The sequence below is a fragment of the Methyloversatilis sp. XJ19-49 genome (assembly GCF_024580145.1).
In the GTDB taxonomy this organism is placed as follows: Bacteria; Pseudomonadota; Gammaproteobacteria; order Burkholderiales; family Rhodocyclaceae; genus Methyloversatilis.
The window spans coordinates 77,490-94,595 of sequence record NZ_JANINI010000011.1; the positions used below are offsets into that span (position 1 = coordinate 77,490).

Annotated in this window: 13 protein-coding genes; 2 read left to right on the top strand and 11 right to left on the bottom strand. The window is 65.9% G+C overall.

The window, feature by feature from the left end; translation table 11 throughout:
* Positions 1-136: 136 nt before the first annotated feature.
* The gene (acnB, locus tag NMQ16_RS13870) at positions 137-2,734 is read right to left on the bottom strand and encodes a bifunctional aconitate hydratase 2/2-methylisocitrate dehydratase (RefSeq protein ID WP_257081398.1); all 2,598 of its coding nucleotides are present in this window, start codon (positions 2,732-2,734) and stop codon (positions 137-139) included.
* A gap of 305 nt (positions 2,735-3,039) precedes the next feature.
* On the opposite strand from acnB, the gene murB reads away from it, so the two are divergent.
* Complete coding sequence (murB, locus tag NMQ16_RS13875) at positions 3,040-4,065, top strand: UDP-N-acetylmuramate dehydrogenase (RefSeq protein ID WP_257081399.1); 1,026 nt, start codon at positions 3,040-3,042, stop codon at positions 4,063-4,065.
* Positions 4,066-4,315: 250 nt separating this feature from the next.
* Here murB and NMQ16_RS13880 read toward each other — a convergent pair whose 3' ends face one another.
* Genes NMQ16_RS13880 through NMQ16_RS13905 form a run of 6 tightly spaced genes read right to left on the bottom strand, consistent with a single transcriptional unit; the run spans position 4,316 to position 10,027 of the window.
* Positions 4,316-4,984 (bottom strand): tRNA (guanosine(46)-N(7))-methyltransferase TrmB, encoded by a 669-nt coding sequence (locus tag NMQ16_RS13880; RefSeq protein WP_257081400.1) that lies wholly within the window; start codon positions 4,982-4,984, stop codon positions 4,316-4,318.
* 28 nt (positions 4,985-5,012) lie between these two features.
* Positions 5,013-5,657: a hypothetical protein gene (locus NMQ16_RS13885; protein ID WP_257081401.1), complete on the bottom strand. Its 645-nt coding sequence runs from the start codon at positions 5,655-5,657 to the stop codon at positions 5,013-5,015.
* Between the two features lie 2 nt (positions 5,658-5,659).
* Positions 5,660-6,745 (bottom strand): glycosyltransferase, encoded by a 1,086-nt coding sequence (locus tag NMQ16_RS13890; protein WP_257081402.1) that lies wholly within the window; start codon positions 6,743-6,745, stop codon positions 5,660-5,662.
* Entirely contained in the window at positions 6,742-7,776 is a 1,035-nt protein-coding gene (locus tag NMQ16_RS13895; RefSeq protein WP_257081404.1) for a glycosyltransferase family 9 protein, read from the bottom strand. Before NMQ16_RS13895 ends, NMQ16_RS13890 begins: the two co-directional genes overlap by 4 nt.
* A complete protein-coding gene (locus tag NMQ16_RS13900) occupies positions 7,773-8,993 on the bottom strand; it encodes an O-antigen ligase (protein ID WP_257081405.1) in 1,221 nt (406 codons plus the stop codon). Before NMQ16_RS13900 ends, NMQ16_RS13895 begins: the two co-directional genes overlap by 4 nt.
* Positions 8,990-10,027: an alpha-2,8-polysialyltransferase family protein gene (locus NMQ16_RS13905; protein WP_257081407.1), complete on the bottom strand. Its 1,038-nt coding sequence runs from the start codon at positions 10,025-10,027 to the stop codon at positions 8,990-8,992. Before NMQ16_RS13905 ends, NMQ16_RS13900 begins: the two co-directional genes overlap by 4 nt.
* 198 nt (positions 10,028-10,225) lie before the next feature.
* Between NMQ16_RS13905 and NMQ16_RS13910 the strand changes: the two genes are divergently transcribed.
* Positions 10,226-10,822 (top strand): hypothetical protein, encoded by a 597-nt coding sequence (locus tag NMQ16_RS13910; protein WP_257081408.1) that lies wholly within the window; start codon positions 10,226-10,228, stop codon positions 10,820-10,822.
* 30 nt (positions 10,823-10,852) lie between these two features.
* Here the strand turns inward: NMQ16_RS13910 and NMQ16_RS13915 are convergent, their stop codons facing one another.
* From NMQ16_RS13915 to NMQ16_RS13930, 4 genes are all read right to left on the bottom strand, one after another.
* The gene (locus tag NMQ16_RS13915; RefSeq protein WP_257081409.1) at positions 10,853-12,055 is read right to left on the bottom strand and encodes an AI-2E family transporter; all 1,203 of its coding nucleotides are present in this window, start codon (positions 12,053-12,055) and stop codon (positions 10,853-10,855) included.
* 63 nt (positions 12,056-12,118) lie between these two features.
* Positions 12,119-12,685 (bottom strand): chlorite dismutase family protein, encoded by a 567-nt coding sequence (locus NMQ16_RS13920; RefSeq protein ID WP_257081410.1) that lies wholly within the window; start codon positions 12,683-12,685, stop codon positions 12,119-12,121.
* Between the two features lie 6 nt (positions 12,686-12,691).
* Positions 12,692-13,606, bottom strand: a complete 915-nt coding sequence (locus NMQ16_RS13925) for a response regulator (protein WP_371132669.1) — start codon at positions 13,604-13,606, stop codon at positions 12,692-12,694.
* The gene (locus tag NMQ16_RS13930; protein WP_257081412.1) at positions 13,590-17,039 is read right to left on the bottom strand and encodes an ATP-binding protein; all 3,450 of its coding nucleotides are present in this window, start codon (positions 17,037-17,039) and stop codon (positions 13,590-13,592) included. The genes NMQ16_RS13925 and NMQ16_RS13930 overlap by 17 nt, the downstream gene beginning before the upstream one ends.
* Positions 17,040-17,106 lie beyond the last annotated feature (67 nt).

Genomic DNA, 17,106 nt, shown 5'->3' on the forward strand with positions numbered 1-17,106 from the left:
GCTCCGTCGCAGCGCAACATGAGTGACGCCCCGCCCATGCGTGCGCCGTGCCGTGCATGCTGGCACGCATGCGGCATGAAAAAGGCCCGCCGGATGTCCGGCGGGCCTTCGGTCAGTCACTGCGCCGGGCGCAGGATCAGGCCGTGACTTCCTTCGCTGTTTCCGCGTATTCCTCGATCTGGTCGAAGTTCATGTAGCGATACACCTTGTCGCCGTCCTTGTTGATGACGCCCATGTCGGCGTGGTACTCGGCGACGGTCGGGATGCGCCCCAGCTTGGAGCAGATCGCGGCCAGCTCGGCGGAACCCAGATACACATTGGTGTTCTTGCCGAGACGGTTCGGGAAGTTGCGGGTCGAGGTCGACATGACGGTCGCGCCTTCGCGCACCTGCGCCTGATTGCCCATGCACAGCGAGCAGCCGGGCATTTCGGTACGCGCACCGGCGGCGCCGAACACGCCGTAATGGCCTTCCTTGGTCAGCTCGGCCGCGTCCATCTTGGTCGGCGGCGCGATCCACAGCTTGACCGGGATGTCGCGCTTGCCTTCTAGCAGCTTCGACGCCGCGCGGAAATGGCCGATATTGGTCATGCACGAGCCGATGAACACTTCGTCGATGGTCTGGCCCTGCACTTCGGACAGGAACTTCGCATCGTCCGGATCGTTCGGGCAGCAGACGATGGGTTCCTTGATGTCGGCCAGATCGATCTCGATCACCGCCGCATACTCGGCATCGGCGTCGCCTTCCAGCAGCTTCGGATCGGCCAGCCAGGCTTCCATCGCCTTGATGCGGCGGGCCAGCGTGCGGGCGTCCTGATAGCCGTTGGCGATCATGTTCTTCATCAGCACGATGTTCGAATTCATGTATTCGATCATCGGCTCCTTGTTCAGCTTGATCGCGCAGCCGGCGGCCGAACGTTCGGCGGACGCGTCCGACAGCTCGAACGCCTGTTCCACCTTCAGGTCCGGCAGACCTTCGATCTCCAGGATGCGGCCGGAGAAGATGTTCTTCTTGCCCTTCTTCTCGACCGTCAGCAGACCGGCCTTGATCGCATACAGCGGAATGGCATGCACCAGGTCGCGCAGCGTGATGCCGGGCTGCATCGTGCCCTTGAAGCGCACCAGCACCGATTCCGGCATGTCCAGCGGCATGACGCCGGTGGCGGCGGCGAAGGCGACCAGACCGGAACCGGCCGGGAAGGAAATGCCGATCGGGAAACGGGTGTGCGAGTCGCCGCCGGTACCGACGGTATCCGGCAGCAGCAGGCGGTTCAGCCACGAGTGGATGACGCCGTCGCCCGGGCGCAGCGCAACACCGCCGCGCGTGCTGATGAAGGCCGGCAGTTCGCGGTGCATCTTCACGTCAACCGGCTTCGGATAGGCGGCGGTGTGGCAGAAGGACTGCATCACCAGATCGGCCGAGAAGCCGAGGCAGGCCAGATCCTTCAGTTCGTCGCGCGTCATCGGGCCGGTGGTGTCCTGGCTGCCGACCGTCGTCATCTTCGGTTCGCAGTAGGTGCCGGGGCGCATGCCCCGCTGTTTGCCATTTTCCTCGGGCAGGCCACAGGCGCGGCCGACCATCTTCTGCGCCAGCGAATAGCCCTTGCCGGTATCGGCCGGCACCTGCGGCAGGCGGAACAGCGTCGACGGTGCCAGGCCCAGCGCCTCGCGCGCCTTGGCCGTCAGGCCGCGCCCGATGATCAGCGGAATGCGGCCACCGGCGCGCACTTCGTCAAACAGCACATCGGACTTGACGGTGAATTCGGCGATCACCTTGCCGTCCTTCAGCGCCTTGCCTTCGTAAGGACGCAGTTCGATCACGTCGCCCATGTCCATCTGGCTCACGTCGAGCTCGATCGGCAGCGCGCCGGCATCTTCCATCGTGTTGTAGAAGATCGGGGCGATCTTGCTGCCCAGGCAGACGCCGCCGAAACGCTTGTTCGGCACGAAAGGGATGTCTTCGCCGGTGAACCACAGCACCGAATTGGTGGCCGACTTGCGGCTCGATCCGGTACCCACCACGTCACCCACGTAGGCCACCAGATTGCCCTTGGCGCGCAGCGATTCGATGAACTTGACCGGGCCGCGCTTGCCGTCTTCTTCCGGCGTGATGCCCGGACGGGTGTTCTTCAGCATGGCCAGCGCATGCAGCGGAATGTCCGGGCGGCTCCAGGCGTCCGGTGCCGGCGACAGGTCGTCGGTATTGGTTTCGCCGGTCACCTTCAGGATGGTCAGCGTGATCGACTTCGGCACTTCCGGGCGGCTGGTGAACCACTCCGCGTCGGCCCAACTCTTCATCACGGCGATCGCATTGGCGTTGCCGGCGTCGGCCTTGTCCTTCACGTCGTGGAACTGGTCGAACATCAGCAGCGTCTTCTTCAGGCCTTCGGCAGCCACGGCGCCGACCTCGGCATCGTCCAGCAATTCGATCATCGGGCTGATGTTGTAGCCGCCGAGCATCGTGCCCAGCAGTTCGGTCGCCTTGGCACGCGAAATGAGCGCGCACTTTTCAGTGCCGTGCGCCACGGCAGCCAGGTAGCTCGCCTTCACCTTGGCGGCATCGTCCACGCCGGCCGGCACGCGGTGGGTGATCAGTTCGACAAGCGTGGCTTCCTCGCCTGCGGGCGGCGCCTTGAGCAGTTCGATCAGTTCGGCAGTCTGCTTCGCAGTCAGCGGCAGCGGCGGGATGCCGAGCGCGGCGCGTTCAGCAACATGGGCACGATAAGCTTCAAGCACGGTGGTTCCTCCGGTGGACGGGTATTTCGCATCATAGAACGACACACCGGCTCGATGGTGCGTCGCACGAAGACACGGACAGAAAATCCGCGGCCTGTACCGATGCGAACCGGCCGCCACACAGCGATACCGTGAGCTGCCGCCATTCGCAAACCCGCATGGCGCACTGCAATGGCAGCGCGCGACCGGGCGGTTCAAGTCTTATATATGATATCTTTTATTCGACTACCCGCCAAGGTCGTCCGTCGAGTCCGGATGACAGGCTTGTTGGCTATACTCGCGCTGCCCTTTCCGACCGGCGCACCATGATCCCGCCCGCCAAGACCGACGCCGACCTGCGTCACCTCAACACCCTGCACCTGCCGGCACGCGCTGCGCGACTGCAGCAGGTTGATGACGCTGCCGACCTGCCGGCGCTGACCGAGGCGGCACGTACCGCTGGCGGCTCGGTGCTGGTGCTCGGCGGCGGCAGCAACATCGTGTTCGGACGGGATGTCGACGGCACGGTGCTGCACATGCGCACGCGCGGCATCGACGTCCTGGCGCGCACCGGCACCGACGTGCTGGTTTCGGTCTCTGCGGGCGAAAACTGGCACGACTGGGTCGTCTGCGCGCTGGCGCACGGCTGGCACGGACTTGAAAACCTCGCGCTGATACCGGGCACCGTCGGTGCCGCACCCGTCCAGAACATCGGGGCCTACGGCGTCGAACTGATCGATCGCATCGACCACGTAGACGCCTGGGACATGGTGGACCGCCGCTGGCTGCGCCTGAGTGCCGCCGAATGCCGTGCCGGCTACCGCGACAGCGTGTTCAAGCGCGAGCTGGCGCAGCGCGCCATCATCACCCGCGTGGCCTTCAGCCTGACGACCGAAGCGCATGTGCGCTGCGACTACGCCGACCTGCAACGCGAACTGGCCGCGCGCGGCGTCACGCAGGTGACGCCGCAGCACGTGTTCGACGCGGTGTGCGCGGTGCGCCGCGCCAAGCTGCCCGACCCGGCTGTACTGGGCAACGCGGGCAGCTTCTTCCGCAATCCGGTACTGCCCGCTGCCGACGCGGCCCGCCTGCTCGCCGCCCACCCGAATGCAGCGCACTACCCGGCAGCGCGCGGCGCCATGAAATTCGCGGCTGCCTGGCTGATCGAGCAGTGCGGCTGGAAGGGCGCGCGGCGCGGCGACGCCGGCGTACATGACAGGCAGGCCTTGGTGCTGGTCAACCATGGAGAGGCCTCCGCCACCGACCTGCTCGGCCTTGCCACCGACATCCAGGCCAGCGTACGCGCGCGCTTTGGCGTGACGCTCGAGCCCGAGCCACTGATCCTGCTCTGAGTACGCGGTCCGGTGGGCCGCCTGTTGCCTGTTGGGCATCGCTGCGCTCACCCCAACCTACTTCGAGCCGCGGGGCGCGGCCGGAAACGATGTCGCCTTGTCTGTTGGGCATCGCTGCGCTCACCCCAACCTACCCCACAAACGCGGACGACCCGTAGGTTGGGGTGAGCGCAGCGATGCCCAACAGATCACCGTCGCGTCATTGTGGCCCGGGCGACCGGTCCGGCCGCATTACACGTCCGCCGCCCGCTCATGAAGCAGCATCCGCATTCAGCACGCAGCGGTACAACGCGTGTCCGCTCGCCAGGTACTTGCGCTCGAACGGCGTCACAGGTGCGTCGCTCGTGAAGCTCTCGACTTCCGCTTCGCGGCCTGCGATCAGCCGCGCGGCCAGCGCGAACTCTTCGACGTAGATGCGCCAGTTGCTGCGGCACTCGATGATGCCGCCCAACTCCAGCACAACCGGAAAAACCGGATGCGCCGGCCAGCGTCGCGCCAGCTGGCCGATCTTCGGCCACGGGTTCGGATAGAGCATGTACTGACGCGCCGGGCGGCAGGCGTGGCGCTGCAGCAGCAGCCAGATGTCGGTCATGTCGGCACGCAGAAGCATCGCGTTGCCGGGCAGCGCAGGGGCACGCGACAAGCGGTCGGACGACTGGTCAACGCCGAGCACGAAGTGGTCGGCAAAACACTCCGCCAGGTGCCGCGTGCTTTCGCCGACACCGCAGCAACTGTCGACGATCAGCGCACGGGCCGGATCGCAGGTGCGCGTAAAACTGGCGAACGCCGCAGCACTGAAGGCGGCGACCGGCTTGCGGAATTCGCCGCGCGCGCGGCGCGCGATCAGCGCTGCAAGGTGATCGTGCGGGCCGGTCTGGACACTGTCGGGAAGGCGCGACCTGCCGGTGCAGGGCGCCATGGGGGAACCATCCACTCCGTGGCCTCGACTAGGACAGGTAGCGCCGCTCGAACTGGCTGATCCAGACCGACCAGCCGAGGATCATCGGATGGATCATTTCCATGCCTTCCTCGAACGCCGTGGCATACAGCCTGACCATCGGGCCGAGCTCGATGCCGTAATCGACCGACAGTGTCGCCGGCAGGCGGTCGAGTACCTTGCCGATGACCACCAGCGCAGTGCCGGCGAGCAGCCAGCCACCCGAGCGGGAGCGCCAGCCGCCACGAATGAAAAGAAAGCGCGCGATGGTGAAACCGGCATACAGCAGCAGCCCGATCAGCACGAGTGCGATGGCGCCGCAGATCAGCTTGTCCTCGATCGGTCGCGCGGCATCGCGATAAAAACTGTTCTTCAGGAAGCTTTCGCCGGTGAAAGCCTTGTGCCAGTCGGCCTCGCGCGCGGCGAACGCGAGGCACAGCAGCGCGAAGGCCCAGGCACGCGGACCGAGCGGGCGGATGCGGAAGATCACGATCAGCGCGGTGACGATCCAGGCGGGTTCGGACAGACGCTCGAAGGGTCCTGACTCCGAAAACACCCAGACGAAGGATTCCTCGCTCAGCAACAGCGGGAACAACGCCAGCAGCACGGTGAACAGCGCAATGGCCACAACGATGCGACGATCAGCGGAAACCATGTTCATTCCTGTTCAAGCAGGCGACGATAGATTGCAAGATTGCCGTCGACCATCGCGTCGACCGAAAAATCGGCCAGTATGCGCGCCCGGCCGGCTGCGCCGAGGCGGTGGCGCAGCGGCGGGTCGTTCAGCAGGCGGCGCAGTGTAGCCGTGAGCGCCGCCACATCGCCCGGTTCGATCAGCAGGCCACTGACACCGTCGGCCACTGCTTCGGGCAGACCACCGGCACGGCAGGTCACGATGGGCACCGCGGCGGCCGATGCCTGCAGCAGCGATACACCCAGCCCCTCCATGTCGGCCGGGTGGGCGAGGATGTCCAGACCACCGAGCCAGCGCGGCAGATCGCTGCGGAAGCCGGCGAAGCGGATGACGTCGGACAGACCGCGCGCCCGCACCTCGGTTTCGAGCGCTTCGCGCAGCGGCCCCTGGCCGAAAAAGAGCACCCGCACATCCGGACAGGCCGCGCGCAATGCATCGGCCGCATCGATCACATAGCGATGGCCCTTGCGCGCGATGAGCTGTGCCACGACGCCGATCACGCGCGCGTCAGGCGGCAGATCGAACTCGCGCCGGAAGGCGGCCGCGTCGACCGGTTCGAGATAAGGCGTCGCGTCGACCGCGCTGCGCACGCAGCTGACCCGGTGAGCGGCCAGCCCTTCCGACAGCAGCACCTGCCGGATACCTTCGGAAATCGTGATGACATGGTCGAACAGCCGGTACTTCAGCGCAACCAGCCAGCGCGCTTCCGGGTTGTCGACGCGGCGCGACAGCACGCAAAGCGTGCCGGTGAGCCTCGCTGCGACGCCGCCCCACAGGTCGGCACCGCGCCGGCTGTGCAGATGCACGATGTCCGGCTGCGCCTCGCGGATCAGTGCGGCCAGCCGCAGCGCCATGCCGGCGTCGGCATCGCCGCCCATCTTCATTTCGACCACCCGCGCATGAGCGGCGCACGCACCGGCGATGCCCGCACCGGGCGGGCAGGCGAGCACGTTGGTCACGCCACGGCGCGCCAGCCCCTCGACGATGTAGGCCACCTGACGGGCGCCGCCGTAGTAGTGCTTGCCGGCTTCGACGTGAAGCACCTTCATGCCGACCGCACCCTGACGACTTCCTCCAGCACGCGCTCCGGCGTGATGTCGCGCAGGCAGGTCCAGGCGCCACCGCAGGTCGGCCGGCGCCGGCACGGCGAACAGTGCATGCCGAGCCAGATGACGCGGGCGTTGGCACGACCCGTCTTCGTGTAAGGGCAGGTGGACCCGAAAATGGCGACGGTCGGCACCGAAAACGCGATGCCCATGTGCGTGAGGCCGGTATCGACACCGACCAGCAGACCGGCGCTGCGCACCAGTGCCGCCGCTTCCGGCAGCTTCGTCCGCCCGACCAGGTTGATCAGGCCGGGCGCACCGGCCGCGATGCTGGCTGCCGCCTGCGCATCGGCCGGGCCACCCAGCAGCACCGGCGTCAAACCGGTCTGCGCCGCCAGTTGCGGCGCCAGCGCCTGCCAGGCGTCTTCGAACCAGTGCTTCTGCGGCCGCGTCGTGAAGGCGGCGAACACGGCGTAACGACCCGGCACCAGACCGTATTCGGCCAGCAGCGCGCGCGCGCGCGCGTCGGCCTCGGGTGCCACATGCAGCGCAGGCATGAAGTCGCCGGTGTCGAGTTCGAGCTGTTCGGCCAGATGCAGGTATTCGGACGAAATGCGGGCGACGTCGCCACCGCGCGGCACCATGCGGGTCATCAGCCACTGGCTGCCCTCGCGAGACCCGAGACCGATGCGGGTCGGTGCGCCCGACAGCCAGGCCAGCACGCCGCTCTTGAGCAGCCCCTGCAGATCGAGCACGGTATCGAAATGGTGGCTGCGCAGTTCGGCACGCAGGGCGCGCACGCGGCGCCACAACTCGATGCACCGGCCGCTGCGCCACAGCCGCGCCCACTCCGCCTTCGGCCACAGGATGCGTGCGTCGATGGCCGGATCGTGCGCGATCATCGCATCGATGCCCGGTTCGACCAGCCAGGCGACGAAGGCATCGGGATGGGTGCGCTTGATCGCCGCCGCGAGCGGTGAGGCGAACACCACATCGCCGATCGCCGAAGTACGCACGATGAGGATGCGCTTCAAGCCGGACGCTCCTTCACGCCACACCACAGCGCTGCGAGAAACAGCACGTACATCATGCTGAGGTTCGAGCGCATCAGATAAGACTCGAACACGCAGATCGGAATGAACAGCACCGGCAGCGCCTTGCGGATCCGTTGTCGCCCATCCTCCGGCCCGCGCCGCACGAGCGGAAACAGCAGTACCGCAAGCACCAGCACGCCGGCCGGAATGCCCGCATTGGTCAGCGCATACAGATACTGGTTGTGCGGGTTGTACATCGGCTCCCACTGCGGCGTATGGATCGCATTCACCTTGGTGTATTCGACCAGATAGTCGCCGATGCCCACGCCCAGCCAAGGTGACTCGGAAAACATTCGCCAGGCGTTGAGGGCATAGACGATGCGCAGACCGATTGAGGTATTCGGGCGGTCCTGGTAGTTGACCAGTTCATCGATGCCGGCATCGACACGCTCGCGGAAATAGTCGTTGCCGGCATAGCCCCCCGCCACGATGCCGAGCGACAGCACGCCGGCGAGCACCACCGCGAGCAGCGGCCGACGCGCGAAACGCTGGAACACCAGCAGCGCCAACAAAACCAGAAAGCCGAGCAGACCGGCACGGCCACCGGCGATCAGCAGATTGAGCGTGGTGGTCAGCAGCAGCAGGGCGTACAGCGCCCGCGCACCGGAGGTTCGCGCTTCGAACAGCAGCCGATGCCCCGCGAGATAGCCGGCCAAGGCCAGCGCCGGCGTATACATCATGCGATCTACGAACGGTGCCGTGTCGTCGGCACCCTTCTCCACCCTGATGCCGTCCGGCAGATCCGGCCACATGTGCAGTTGCGCCCAGTTATAGAAGGCCAGCGCTTCGCAGCAGGCGATCGATAACAGGAAGGCGGTGACGTAACGGCCGAAATGCTCGCGTCGCGCGACGCTGAAATACAGTGCAAACAACAGGAAGAAGCCCTGCCGGCCGGTCATGCGCCGCCCCCAGTCAAGGTCTTCGGTCCACAGCAGCGACAGCGCAAACACCGCGTAATAGGCGGCAAACAGCCACACCAGCGGTTCGGCCGCCAGCGTGCGCAGCTTTTCGGCATAGCGCCCCTCAGCCAGCCACAGAATGAGAATGAGTGCACTGAACCAGTAGGCTGGCGCCACGGTCAGCGGTATCGAGAAAAACACGCCGGTCAGCAGCCAGGAGTTGATGAACGGAATCCGTCCGCGCAGCGTGGCGATCATGCGAAGCGCACCCCGCATTGTTCGAAGGCGTGCTTCATGTCGATTCTTTCCTGCTCGCTCTTGAAAAGTGCGTCGCCCCAGCCGAAGGCGACTACCTGAACAGCCGGTGGATAGATCTGGCGCGCGAACAGAAGCGCGCTCGAGCGCACGCCCACGACGGCGTCGTAGCGGGTACGCGCCATATGCGTTTCCAGCGCGCACTCTGGCTCGATCAGTTGGTAATCAGGGTGACGCAGTTCGTGACCGGGGTCCTTCGGATGGGCTTTGTAGTCGATCTGCGCAACGCCCTGCCCGGCCAGCCAGTCGCGGATGCGCTGCGTCAGCGGCGCCAGTGCGTGCGCCGGCAGCAGACCGGCACCGACCAGCGGCTGGCCGATCACCAGCGCGCGACGCGGCCCGGCACCGTCTTCGAAGACCGGCTGCGCGCGGCTGACCAGCGGCGGCAGTACGCACACCTTGTGGACCGGGTAGGCGTGCGGCAGACCGGGCAGCACGTAGATGCGGTCGCAGAAATCCGCGTCCGAACCGATGCGGTCGCCGTCGAAACAGAGGTAGCGCAGTTCGGGCGCGATCAGGCGGCGCAGCAGGCGGGCACGCTGCATCAGTCGCTTCGGCAGCGACAGCGGGTAGCGCCGGATGCTGATCAGGCCGTCGGGCAGGATGCGAGCATGCATTTCACGCGCACCGGCCCTCTGCGGCAGTGCATGCAGGAAGTAATTGATCGCTTCGGTATCGAACACCGCGCTGTGCAGCAGCAAGGTGTCGCATTGCCCGACCAGCCCGGCCACCAGATCGATGTTCGCGCGCAGCCGGCGGTGCCGCCCTGACCATCCGGGCAGCGGCTCCCAGCGCGGCCAGGGCATGTAGGTGCAGGCATCCCACTCGGACGGATCGACAACTGCCTTCATGCCCGGCTTGTACCAGACCAGCACCTGCTTCGCATCACGCTCTATGTCGCTGGCAATGCGCCGGGCAGCCAGGTACTGCAGGGGGGATGCAACGAAATAGACGGCAACCGTTCGGTGATCTGACATGCCGACGTTGGGCGATGTTTCGGGAAGTCGCGATGCTACCTTTTTGTGCCTGCCTGAGGGCGCCCAGCCGAAGCCGACGGCGCGCGAACGCGATTGACGGCATCATTGGCGGATAACCTGCCTTCCGATGCTGATCGACATGCAGGTCCCATGCACTGACGCGACGAACGATGTCGCCTTCCACGGAATCCAGAAACGATGACGCGGTTCGATAGCCTGGCGGCACTGCTGCTGTGTGCAGCCTTCCTGACCGGATGTGTCACTCCGCGCCCGCCACTGAGCGAGGCCGAACTCGAACAGGTGCTCACACGGACGTATTCCGGCCGCAGTGCGCAGGAGGTCATGGCGGCCGCCACCCGGCTGTGGCGACTGGCCGACGGCGACGACTTCCGGATCAAGCCGGGTGACAACAGCCTGGTGGCCGAACGCGACTGGGTGTTCTATTCGCAGATGGTGCGCATCGTCGGCGACGACAGCTGGACGCTGACGGTCAGCGAAACCGGTGGCGGCACGAAAGCGCGGCTTTCGCTGCTCACCTACAAGCGCAGCACGACAGTGTCGTCCTTCGGCATGACACCGACCACCCAGACCACGCCGCGCATTGGCGGTCCGGTCAAGGGCACCGCGCTCTACGACCTGTTCTGGGCGCGCATGGACCACCTGCTCGGTGTGCGCCCCGACTGGATGACCTGCGCCGAAGCCGAAGCACGAGTCAGTGCCGGCACCACGTGGGGCAACAAGGATGCGCTGTGCGCCGGTTACAGCTTCACCGACGCAGCGCCCGGAGCCCCCTGATACAAGGTCCGCAGGACATCCGGCGTCCGCTCACGATCGGTCGAGGAAGGTGCCGATCGGCTCCCAGTGTTCGACGTGCGAACACACGACCTTGATGATGATGAGCATCGGCACGGCGATCAGCATGCCGGCGATGCCCCACAGCCAGCCCCAGAACAGGAAGCTGATGAACACGGCCACCGGATTGAGCGACAGCATGCGCCCGGCGAACATCGGCTGGATGAACTGGCCTTCGATGACGGTGAGAACGAGGAAGCTGGCCGGAATCACCCACGCTTCGGCCACGCTGTCGAAGTTGATCAGCGCAGCGAGCGACAGCGCGAGCAGGCACAGCGTCGGCCCGAGATAGGGAATGAAATTGAGCAGGCCGGCCATGACACCCCAGAGCGCAGGATTCGGCATGTCGAGCAGATACATCGCTGCGGCGGTCGCGACACCCAGACCAGCGTTGATGGTGCTGAGGGTCAGGAAGTAGCGGCCGATGTCCTGCTGTATCTGGCGCGCCACGCCGATGGCGCGGATCTTGTCGCGCAGGGTCGGCATCATTCGCACCACCTTGCGCAGGAAGCCGTCGCCCGACGCCAGAAGGAAATAAAGCAGCACCACGGTCGAGGCGGCGCCGATCAGGAAGTACTGCGTGCCGGTAAACAGCACCGACCCCAGACCCGGTTCCTTCAGCACGACCGACCTCACCTTGGGATTGTCGTTGCTGGAAGTCATGGCTTCCAGGCGCTCGGTCGCTTCGCGCACCTCTTCCACCGGGCGCTGCAGTTTGAGCAGCTTGATCTCGACCTCGCGCAGCGCGCGCGGCGAGCGTTCGAGCCAGTCGAGCGCCGGATTGGTCAGAAAGTACAGCCCTGCCCCGACGCCACCGACCATCATCACAACCACCACACCCGCGGCAATCGATTCGTGGATGCGCCACTTCTTCAGCAGGGTGACCAGCGGCGCCAGCAGCAGGGCGAACAGAACCGCCAGCACGATGGGCATCAGCAGGGCACGGGCGAAATACACCGCGCCCAGCGCGGCCAGCCAGAACAGCCCGATCAGCGCCCGCGAACCGTTACGCAGGCGCGGCACTGCAGCGACCGCCTGCACGATCTCCGGCAGTGACTCCGGCTCCGGACGGGCGGGCGGTGACGAACCGTCTGCCGCCGCGGTGGTGGATTCGAGGCCGGAAAGCAAAACGTCTGCGTCAGGCGGGGCGCCGGGTGGCAGGGATAAGGGATTCATCGACGGATACTACCCGAGCCACCCTTGAATACCCGGGTCCCACTCGCTCTGCAAGGGCCGTCGTCAGCGCGGATCGAACGCCAGCTTCACTTCGACTTCGCGCTCGACGTAGGCCCATTCGGGCGAGGCACGCAGGGCGGCGGTGAGTTCGTCGAACACGGCTGCATCCTGCGGTGCGAATTCGAACCAGGTCAGGAAGTCGAACGGTTCGGTTTCCGACAGGTCGCGGCAGTGGTGCAGCTTGCGCGCCACCGCCGGCAGCGCGCGCATGCCCAGCGCCACATGGTGCGATTGTTCTTCCAGGATGTCGCGCCGTTCGTCCTGCGTCAGCGCCCACCACGCGGCCGACTTGCGGATCGGAATCAGCACGGCGCTGCGCGCCCCGGCGCGGGCCAGCGGCGGCTGCAGCGCAAGCAGCTGCTGCTTCTCCGGCCGGGTGACGTAACGTTCATTGCTGGCGATGCCGCGCAGCCGCCACGTTCCGACGGCTTCAGCCGCCCCGGCGGCGACGTCGAGCCGCGGTGCCAGCGCCAGGCCTTCGCCGATGACGGCGCGCACATCGGTGATGCGCCAAGGGCCTGCATCACCGGCTGCAAAGGAATACAGGCGCGGGGTTGCCGTCCCGGTCATGACCGATCAGTCGCTTTCGGCCCGCATCGCGAGCGCCGCTGCAGCGGCACGCGTTTCGACCCCGAGCTTTTCGTAGACGTGTTCGAGGTGCTTGTTCACGGTGCGCGGGCTCATGCCGAGGATGTCGCCGATGTCGCGGTTGGTCTTGCCCTTGGCCAGCCACGACAGCACCTCCGCTTCGCGCGGCGTCAGTTGGGCGCCAGCGATGCGGGTGCTCGATTCGCCACGGCGGCGCACATCGAGCAGCAGCATGTGCTCGCCCAGCCCGACCGCGCCCAGGCTGCGCGCGTAAAGCGAATTTTCGCCGCTTTCGCCGATCAGCTTTGCGTCGGTGCCCGGCTCGTCCGCCATGCGCGCAAGCTGGGCCAGCGACTCGCCGGGCGGCGTATCGGACGCGTCGATACCGAACTGCGCGAGGCTGTCCGCGGCCCGCGGTGAGCGCCATGCGATGCGACCGAGCGCGTCGATCACCAGCACGCCCAGCCCGGCCACATCCACCGCCTGGCGCGCGATGCGAACGGCTCGCGCATTGCGCACGTGAGCCGACAGTCGTGCCAGCACCTCCTCGACGCGCAGCGGCTTGACCACGTAGTCGGTGCCGCCGGCGGTGAAACCTTCGACCACTTCCGCCGTGCCCGACAGGCCGGTCATGAAGATGACCGGCACATGCGACAGCCCGGGCTCTTCGCGGATCAGGCGGCAGGTTTCGAAGCCGGACAGGCCCGGCATGACCGCATCCAGAAGGATGGCGTCGGGCACGACCAGTTCGAGCCGGGCCAGCGCCGACTCGCCGTCATTGGCGATCAGCACCAGATAACCGGCCTGGGAGAGCGCCTCGCACAGGAAGCCGAGCGAATCCGGCGCGTCGTCCACCACCAGCACGACCGGCTGATGAAATGGGGAATCATTGGACATGGGCATCACGTTGCAGCAATTCGGTGAAACGGATCAGGTCAAAACCATCGATTAGCTTTCGCAGCCGGCCGCAATCTTCGCGCGCCTCGTCCGACCGTTCCGCGATGGCATCGAGCAGTGTCGCGATGCCGTTCACGTGACCGAGACGCGACAGCCTGAGCAGCGCCGAGCGTTCCTCTTCGTCCAGCGCCCGCAAGGGTACATCGCCTGCGTCGTTGCGGGATGCAACATTCAGGGATTCCGGTTCATCGACGTGCCAGGTCAGGTCGAGCGCGTCGCGCAATTGTTCCAGCAGCTCCGACTCCATGACCGGCTTGGGTACGAAGCCGGCGCAGCCGGCGTTGCGCAGCAGTTCGCTGCGGTTGTCGAATACATTGGCTGACACCATGATGACCGGAATCGGCGCCCCGGCCATGTGTTGCAGGTGGCGGGCGGTTTCCCAGCCATCCATGCCGTCCATGTTGATGTCGAGCAGCACCACGTCGGGGCGCTGCAGCGCGACCCTTTCGAGCCCTTCGCGTCCGCTCGCCGCCTCGTCGATGCCGAAACCGAGCGGCAGCAACATGGCCGCCAGCATGTGGCGCTGCGTGGCGTCGTCGTCGATCAGCAGCACGCGCCGGCGCTCGCCGTCGTAACCGATGACCTGGCGCGTCGGTCTGACCTTGGTCGGCACCGACAGGTATTCCGGCAGGTAGAGGCGCAGCCGGAACGTACTGCCACGACCCGGTTCGCTCTCCAGCGTCAGTTCGCCGCCCATCAGCGAAGTGAGCATGCGGCTGATGGTCAGGCCGAGACCGGCCCCGGGTTCGGCCTGACCGCGGCCCGAACTGCTGCGCTCGAACGGCACGAAGATGCGCGCATGATCTTCCTGTGCGATGCCGGGCCCGGTATCGGCCACTTCGAATCGCGCCACTTCCATGCGGTAGTCGATGCGCAGCACCACTTCGCCGCGCGACGTGAATTTCACCGCATTGGCCAGCAGGTTGATCAGCACCTGGCGTAGCCGCTTCACGTCCACCCGCACGTAGTCGGGCATGCGGCCGGTGGTTTCGATGCGAAAGCGCAGACCCTTGCGCACTGCCTGAGGCTCGAACATCTTTGCCAGATCATCGAGCAGTTCGCGCATCGGCATCGGTGACGGATCGAGCCGCAGCTTGCCGGCTTCGATGCGGGCGAGGTCGAGCAGGCCGTCGATCAGCCCCAGCAGGTGTTCGCCGCTGCGCAGGATGGTGCCGAGCGCGCGCCGTTGGGTATCGATCTGGGTCAGCGCACCCGTCGCTGGCGCGCCTTTGGCAGCGCCAGCCTGCGCAAGCGATCCCTGTCCAAGCTCGCGCAGCAGGATCTGCGCATAGCCGAGAATGCTGTTCAGCGGCGTGCGCAGTTCGTGACTGATGCCGGTCACATAGCGCGTTTTCGCGAGGTTGGCTGATTCGGCGGAATCCTTCGCCTTCTGCAAGGCGAGGTCCGTCTTGCGGTGGGCGTCCACCTCTCGCATCAGCAGCTGGTTCTGCCGGTTCGACTCGTCCTGCGCCAGGCGCCGGCTTTCGGAGCCGAGCACGATCCACCATGCGCACACCGCGCACAGCAGCACCAGCAGCGCGAAAGTCTTGAGCAAGCTCAGCAGCAGGGATTCGCGCGCCGACGCGTACAGATCCGCAACCACCGCCTCCTGGTAATACACGACGCCAAAGATGACCGCCAGCAGCGCAGTCAACGACAGGAACACGACCAGGAAGTGGCCGATCCGGAAATTGACCCGGTGCGCCAGCCGCATCGGCAGGATGGCGTCGAGCACGGCACGCAGCTGGTCGGCAGCGCTCGCGTCGGTCTTGCAGCGGTCGTGGCAGCGCGATTCCAGCGTGCAGCACAGTGAGCAGATCGGCTGCCCGTAGGCCGGACAGTAGGCCATGTCTTCCGATTCGAAGCTGTTCTCGCAGACGTGACAGGTCACGGACTGACCCGGACGCCACTGCATCGTGCTGCGCCGTGCGATGTAGTAGCGGCCGCGCGTCGCCCAGGCGATCAGCGGCGCAATGACGAAGGCGGTGGCGAGCGAAATGATCGGCGAGAACGCCTGCGCCGCATCGCCCATCCAGCCGGTGTAGGCCAGCACCGACACGACGGTGGCGATCGCCATCGACCCCAGCCCGACCGGATTGATTTCATACAGATGGGCGCGCTTGAATTCGATGTGCGACGGCGACAGGCCGAGCGGCTTGTTCACCACGAGGTCGGCCACCAGTGCGCCGACCCACGCGATGGCGAGGTTGGCGTACAGACCCAGCACGTGCTCCAGCGCCTCGAACACGCCTAGCAGCATCAGCAGCAGGGCGATCACCACATTGAATACCAGCCATACGACGCGGCCCGGGTGGCTATGCGTCAGCCGGGCGAAGAAATTCGACCAGGCGAGCGATCCGGCGTAGGCGTTGGTCACATTGATTTTGAGTTGCGACACGATGACGAAGACGACGGTCACCGCCAGCACGACCGCCGGAGAATCGAACACATAGCCGTAGCCGGCCAGATACATCTGCGTCGGTTCGAGCGCACGGTCGGCCGGCACCATGGCCTGCAGCGCGAGAAAGGCGAGAAAGGCGCCGCCCAGCATCTTGACCATGCCGGGCACGATCCAGCCCGGGCCTGCAATCAGCACGGCCGCCCACCAGCGGTAGCGGTTCTCGCGGCTCTTTTCCGGCAGGAAGCGCAGGTAATCCACCTGTTCGCCGATCTGCACCACCAGCGAAATGGCCACGGTGGAGGCGGCACCGAACATCAGCCAGTCGAAGTCGCTGTTGCCGGACGTACGGCCACTCATGCTTGTGAAATCGCGAAACATTTCCGGCGCCTGCAGCCACACGGCGATGTAAGGCAGCACCAGCAGCACGATCCACACCGGCTGCGTCCACAGCTGGATGCGGCTGATCAGCGTCACGCCGTGGATCACCAGCGGAATCACCACCACCGCGCACAGCAGATAGGCCCACGCGAGCGGCATGCCGAAATACAGCTCGAACGCCAGCGCCATGATGGCCGCCTCGATGGCGAAGAAGATGAAGGTGAAGCTGGCGTAGACGAGCGAGGTGATCGTCGAGCCCAGATAGCCGAAGCCGGCGCCGCGCGTCAGCAGATCCATATCGACGCCGTACTTGGCGGCGCAGTAGCTGATGGGCAGGCCGGTCAGGAAGGTGATCAGGCCGACGAACAGGATGGCCCACAGTGCATTCGTGAAGCCGTAGTTCAGCGCAATTGCGCCGCCGATGGCTTCCAGCGCGAGAAAGGACACTGCACCGAAGGCGGTGTTGGCGACCCGCCATTCCGACCATTTGCGGAAGCTGCGCGGCGTGTAGCGCAGCGCATAGTCCTCGAGCGTTTCGGTAGCGACCCAGGTGTTGTAGTCGCGACGGATCTTGAAAATCTGCTGGGTGGCTTCTGACATCGGATCGGGCGGCTGGGGGTCTGCCCGACGCATGCAAGAAACGCTCCGGGCAAGGTGCACGAGCACC

Coding starts and splice junctions, on each gene's coding strand:
- murB (WP_257081399.1), top strand. CDS start 3,040: ATGATCCCGCCCGCCAAGACCGACGCCGACCTGCGTCACCTCAACACC.
- NMQ16_RS13880 (WP_257081400.1), bottom strand. CDS start 4,984: ATGGCGCCCTGCACCGGCAGGTCGCGCCTTCCCGACAGTGTCCAGACC.
- NMQ16_RS13885 (WP_257081401.1), bottom strand. CDS start 5,657: ATGGTTTCCGCTGATCGTCGCATCGTTGTGGCCATTGCGCTGTTCACC.
- NMQ16_RS13890 (WP_257081402.1), bottom strand. CDS start 6,745: ATGAAGGTGCTTCACGTCGAAGCCGGCAAGCACTACTACGGCGGCGCC.
- NMQ16_RS13900 (WP_257081405.1), bottom strand. CDS start 8,993: ATGATCGCCACGCTGCGCGGACGGATTCCGTTCATCAACTCCTGGCTG.
- NMQ16_RS13905 (WP_257081407.1), bottom strand. CDS start 10,027: ATGTCAGATCACCGAACGGTTGCCGTCTATTTCGTTGCATCCCCCCTG.
- NMQ16_RS13910 (WP_257081408.1), top strand. CDS start 10,226: ATGACGCGGTTCGATAGCCTGGCGGCACTGCTGCTGTGTGCAGCCTTC.
- NMQ16_RS13915 (WP_257081409.1), bottom strand. CDS start 12,055: ATGAATCCCTTATCCCTGCCACCCGGCGCCCCGCCTGACGCAGACGTT.
- NMQ16_RS13920 (WP_257081410.1), bottom strand. CDS start 12,685: ATGACCGGGACGGCAACCCCGCGCCTGTATTCCTTTGCAGCCGGTGAT.
- NMQ16_RS13925 (WP_371132669.1), bottom strand. CDS start 13,606: ATGCCCATGTCCAATGATTCCCCATTTCATCAGCCGGTCGTGCTGGTG.
- NMQ16_RS13930 (WP_257081412.1), bottom strand. CDS start 17,039: ATGTCAGAAGCCACCCAGCAGATTTTCAAGATCCGTCGCGACTACAAC.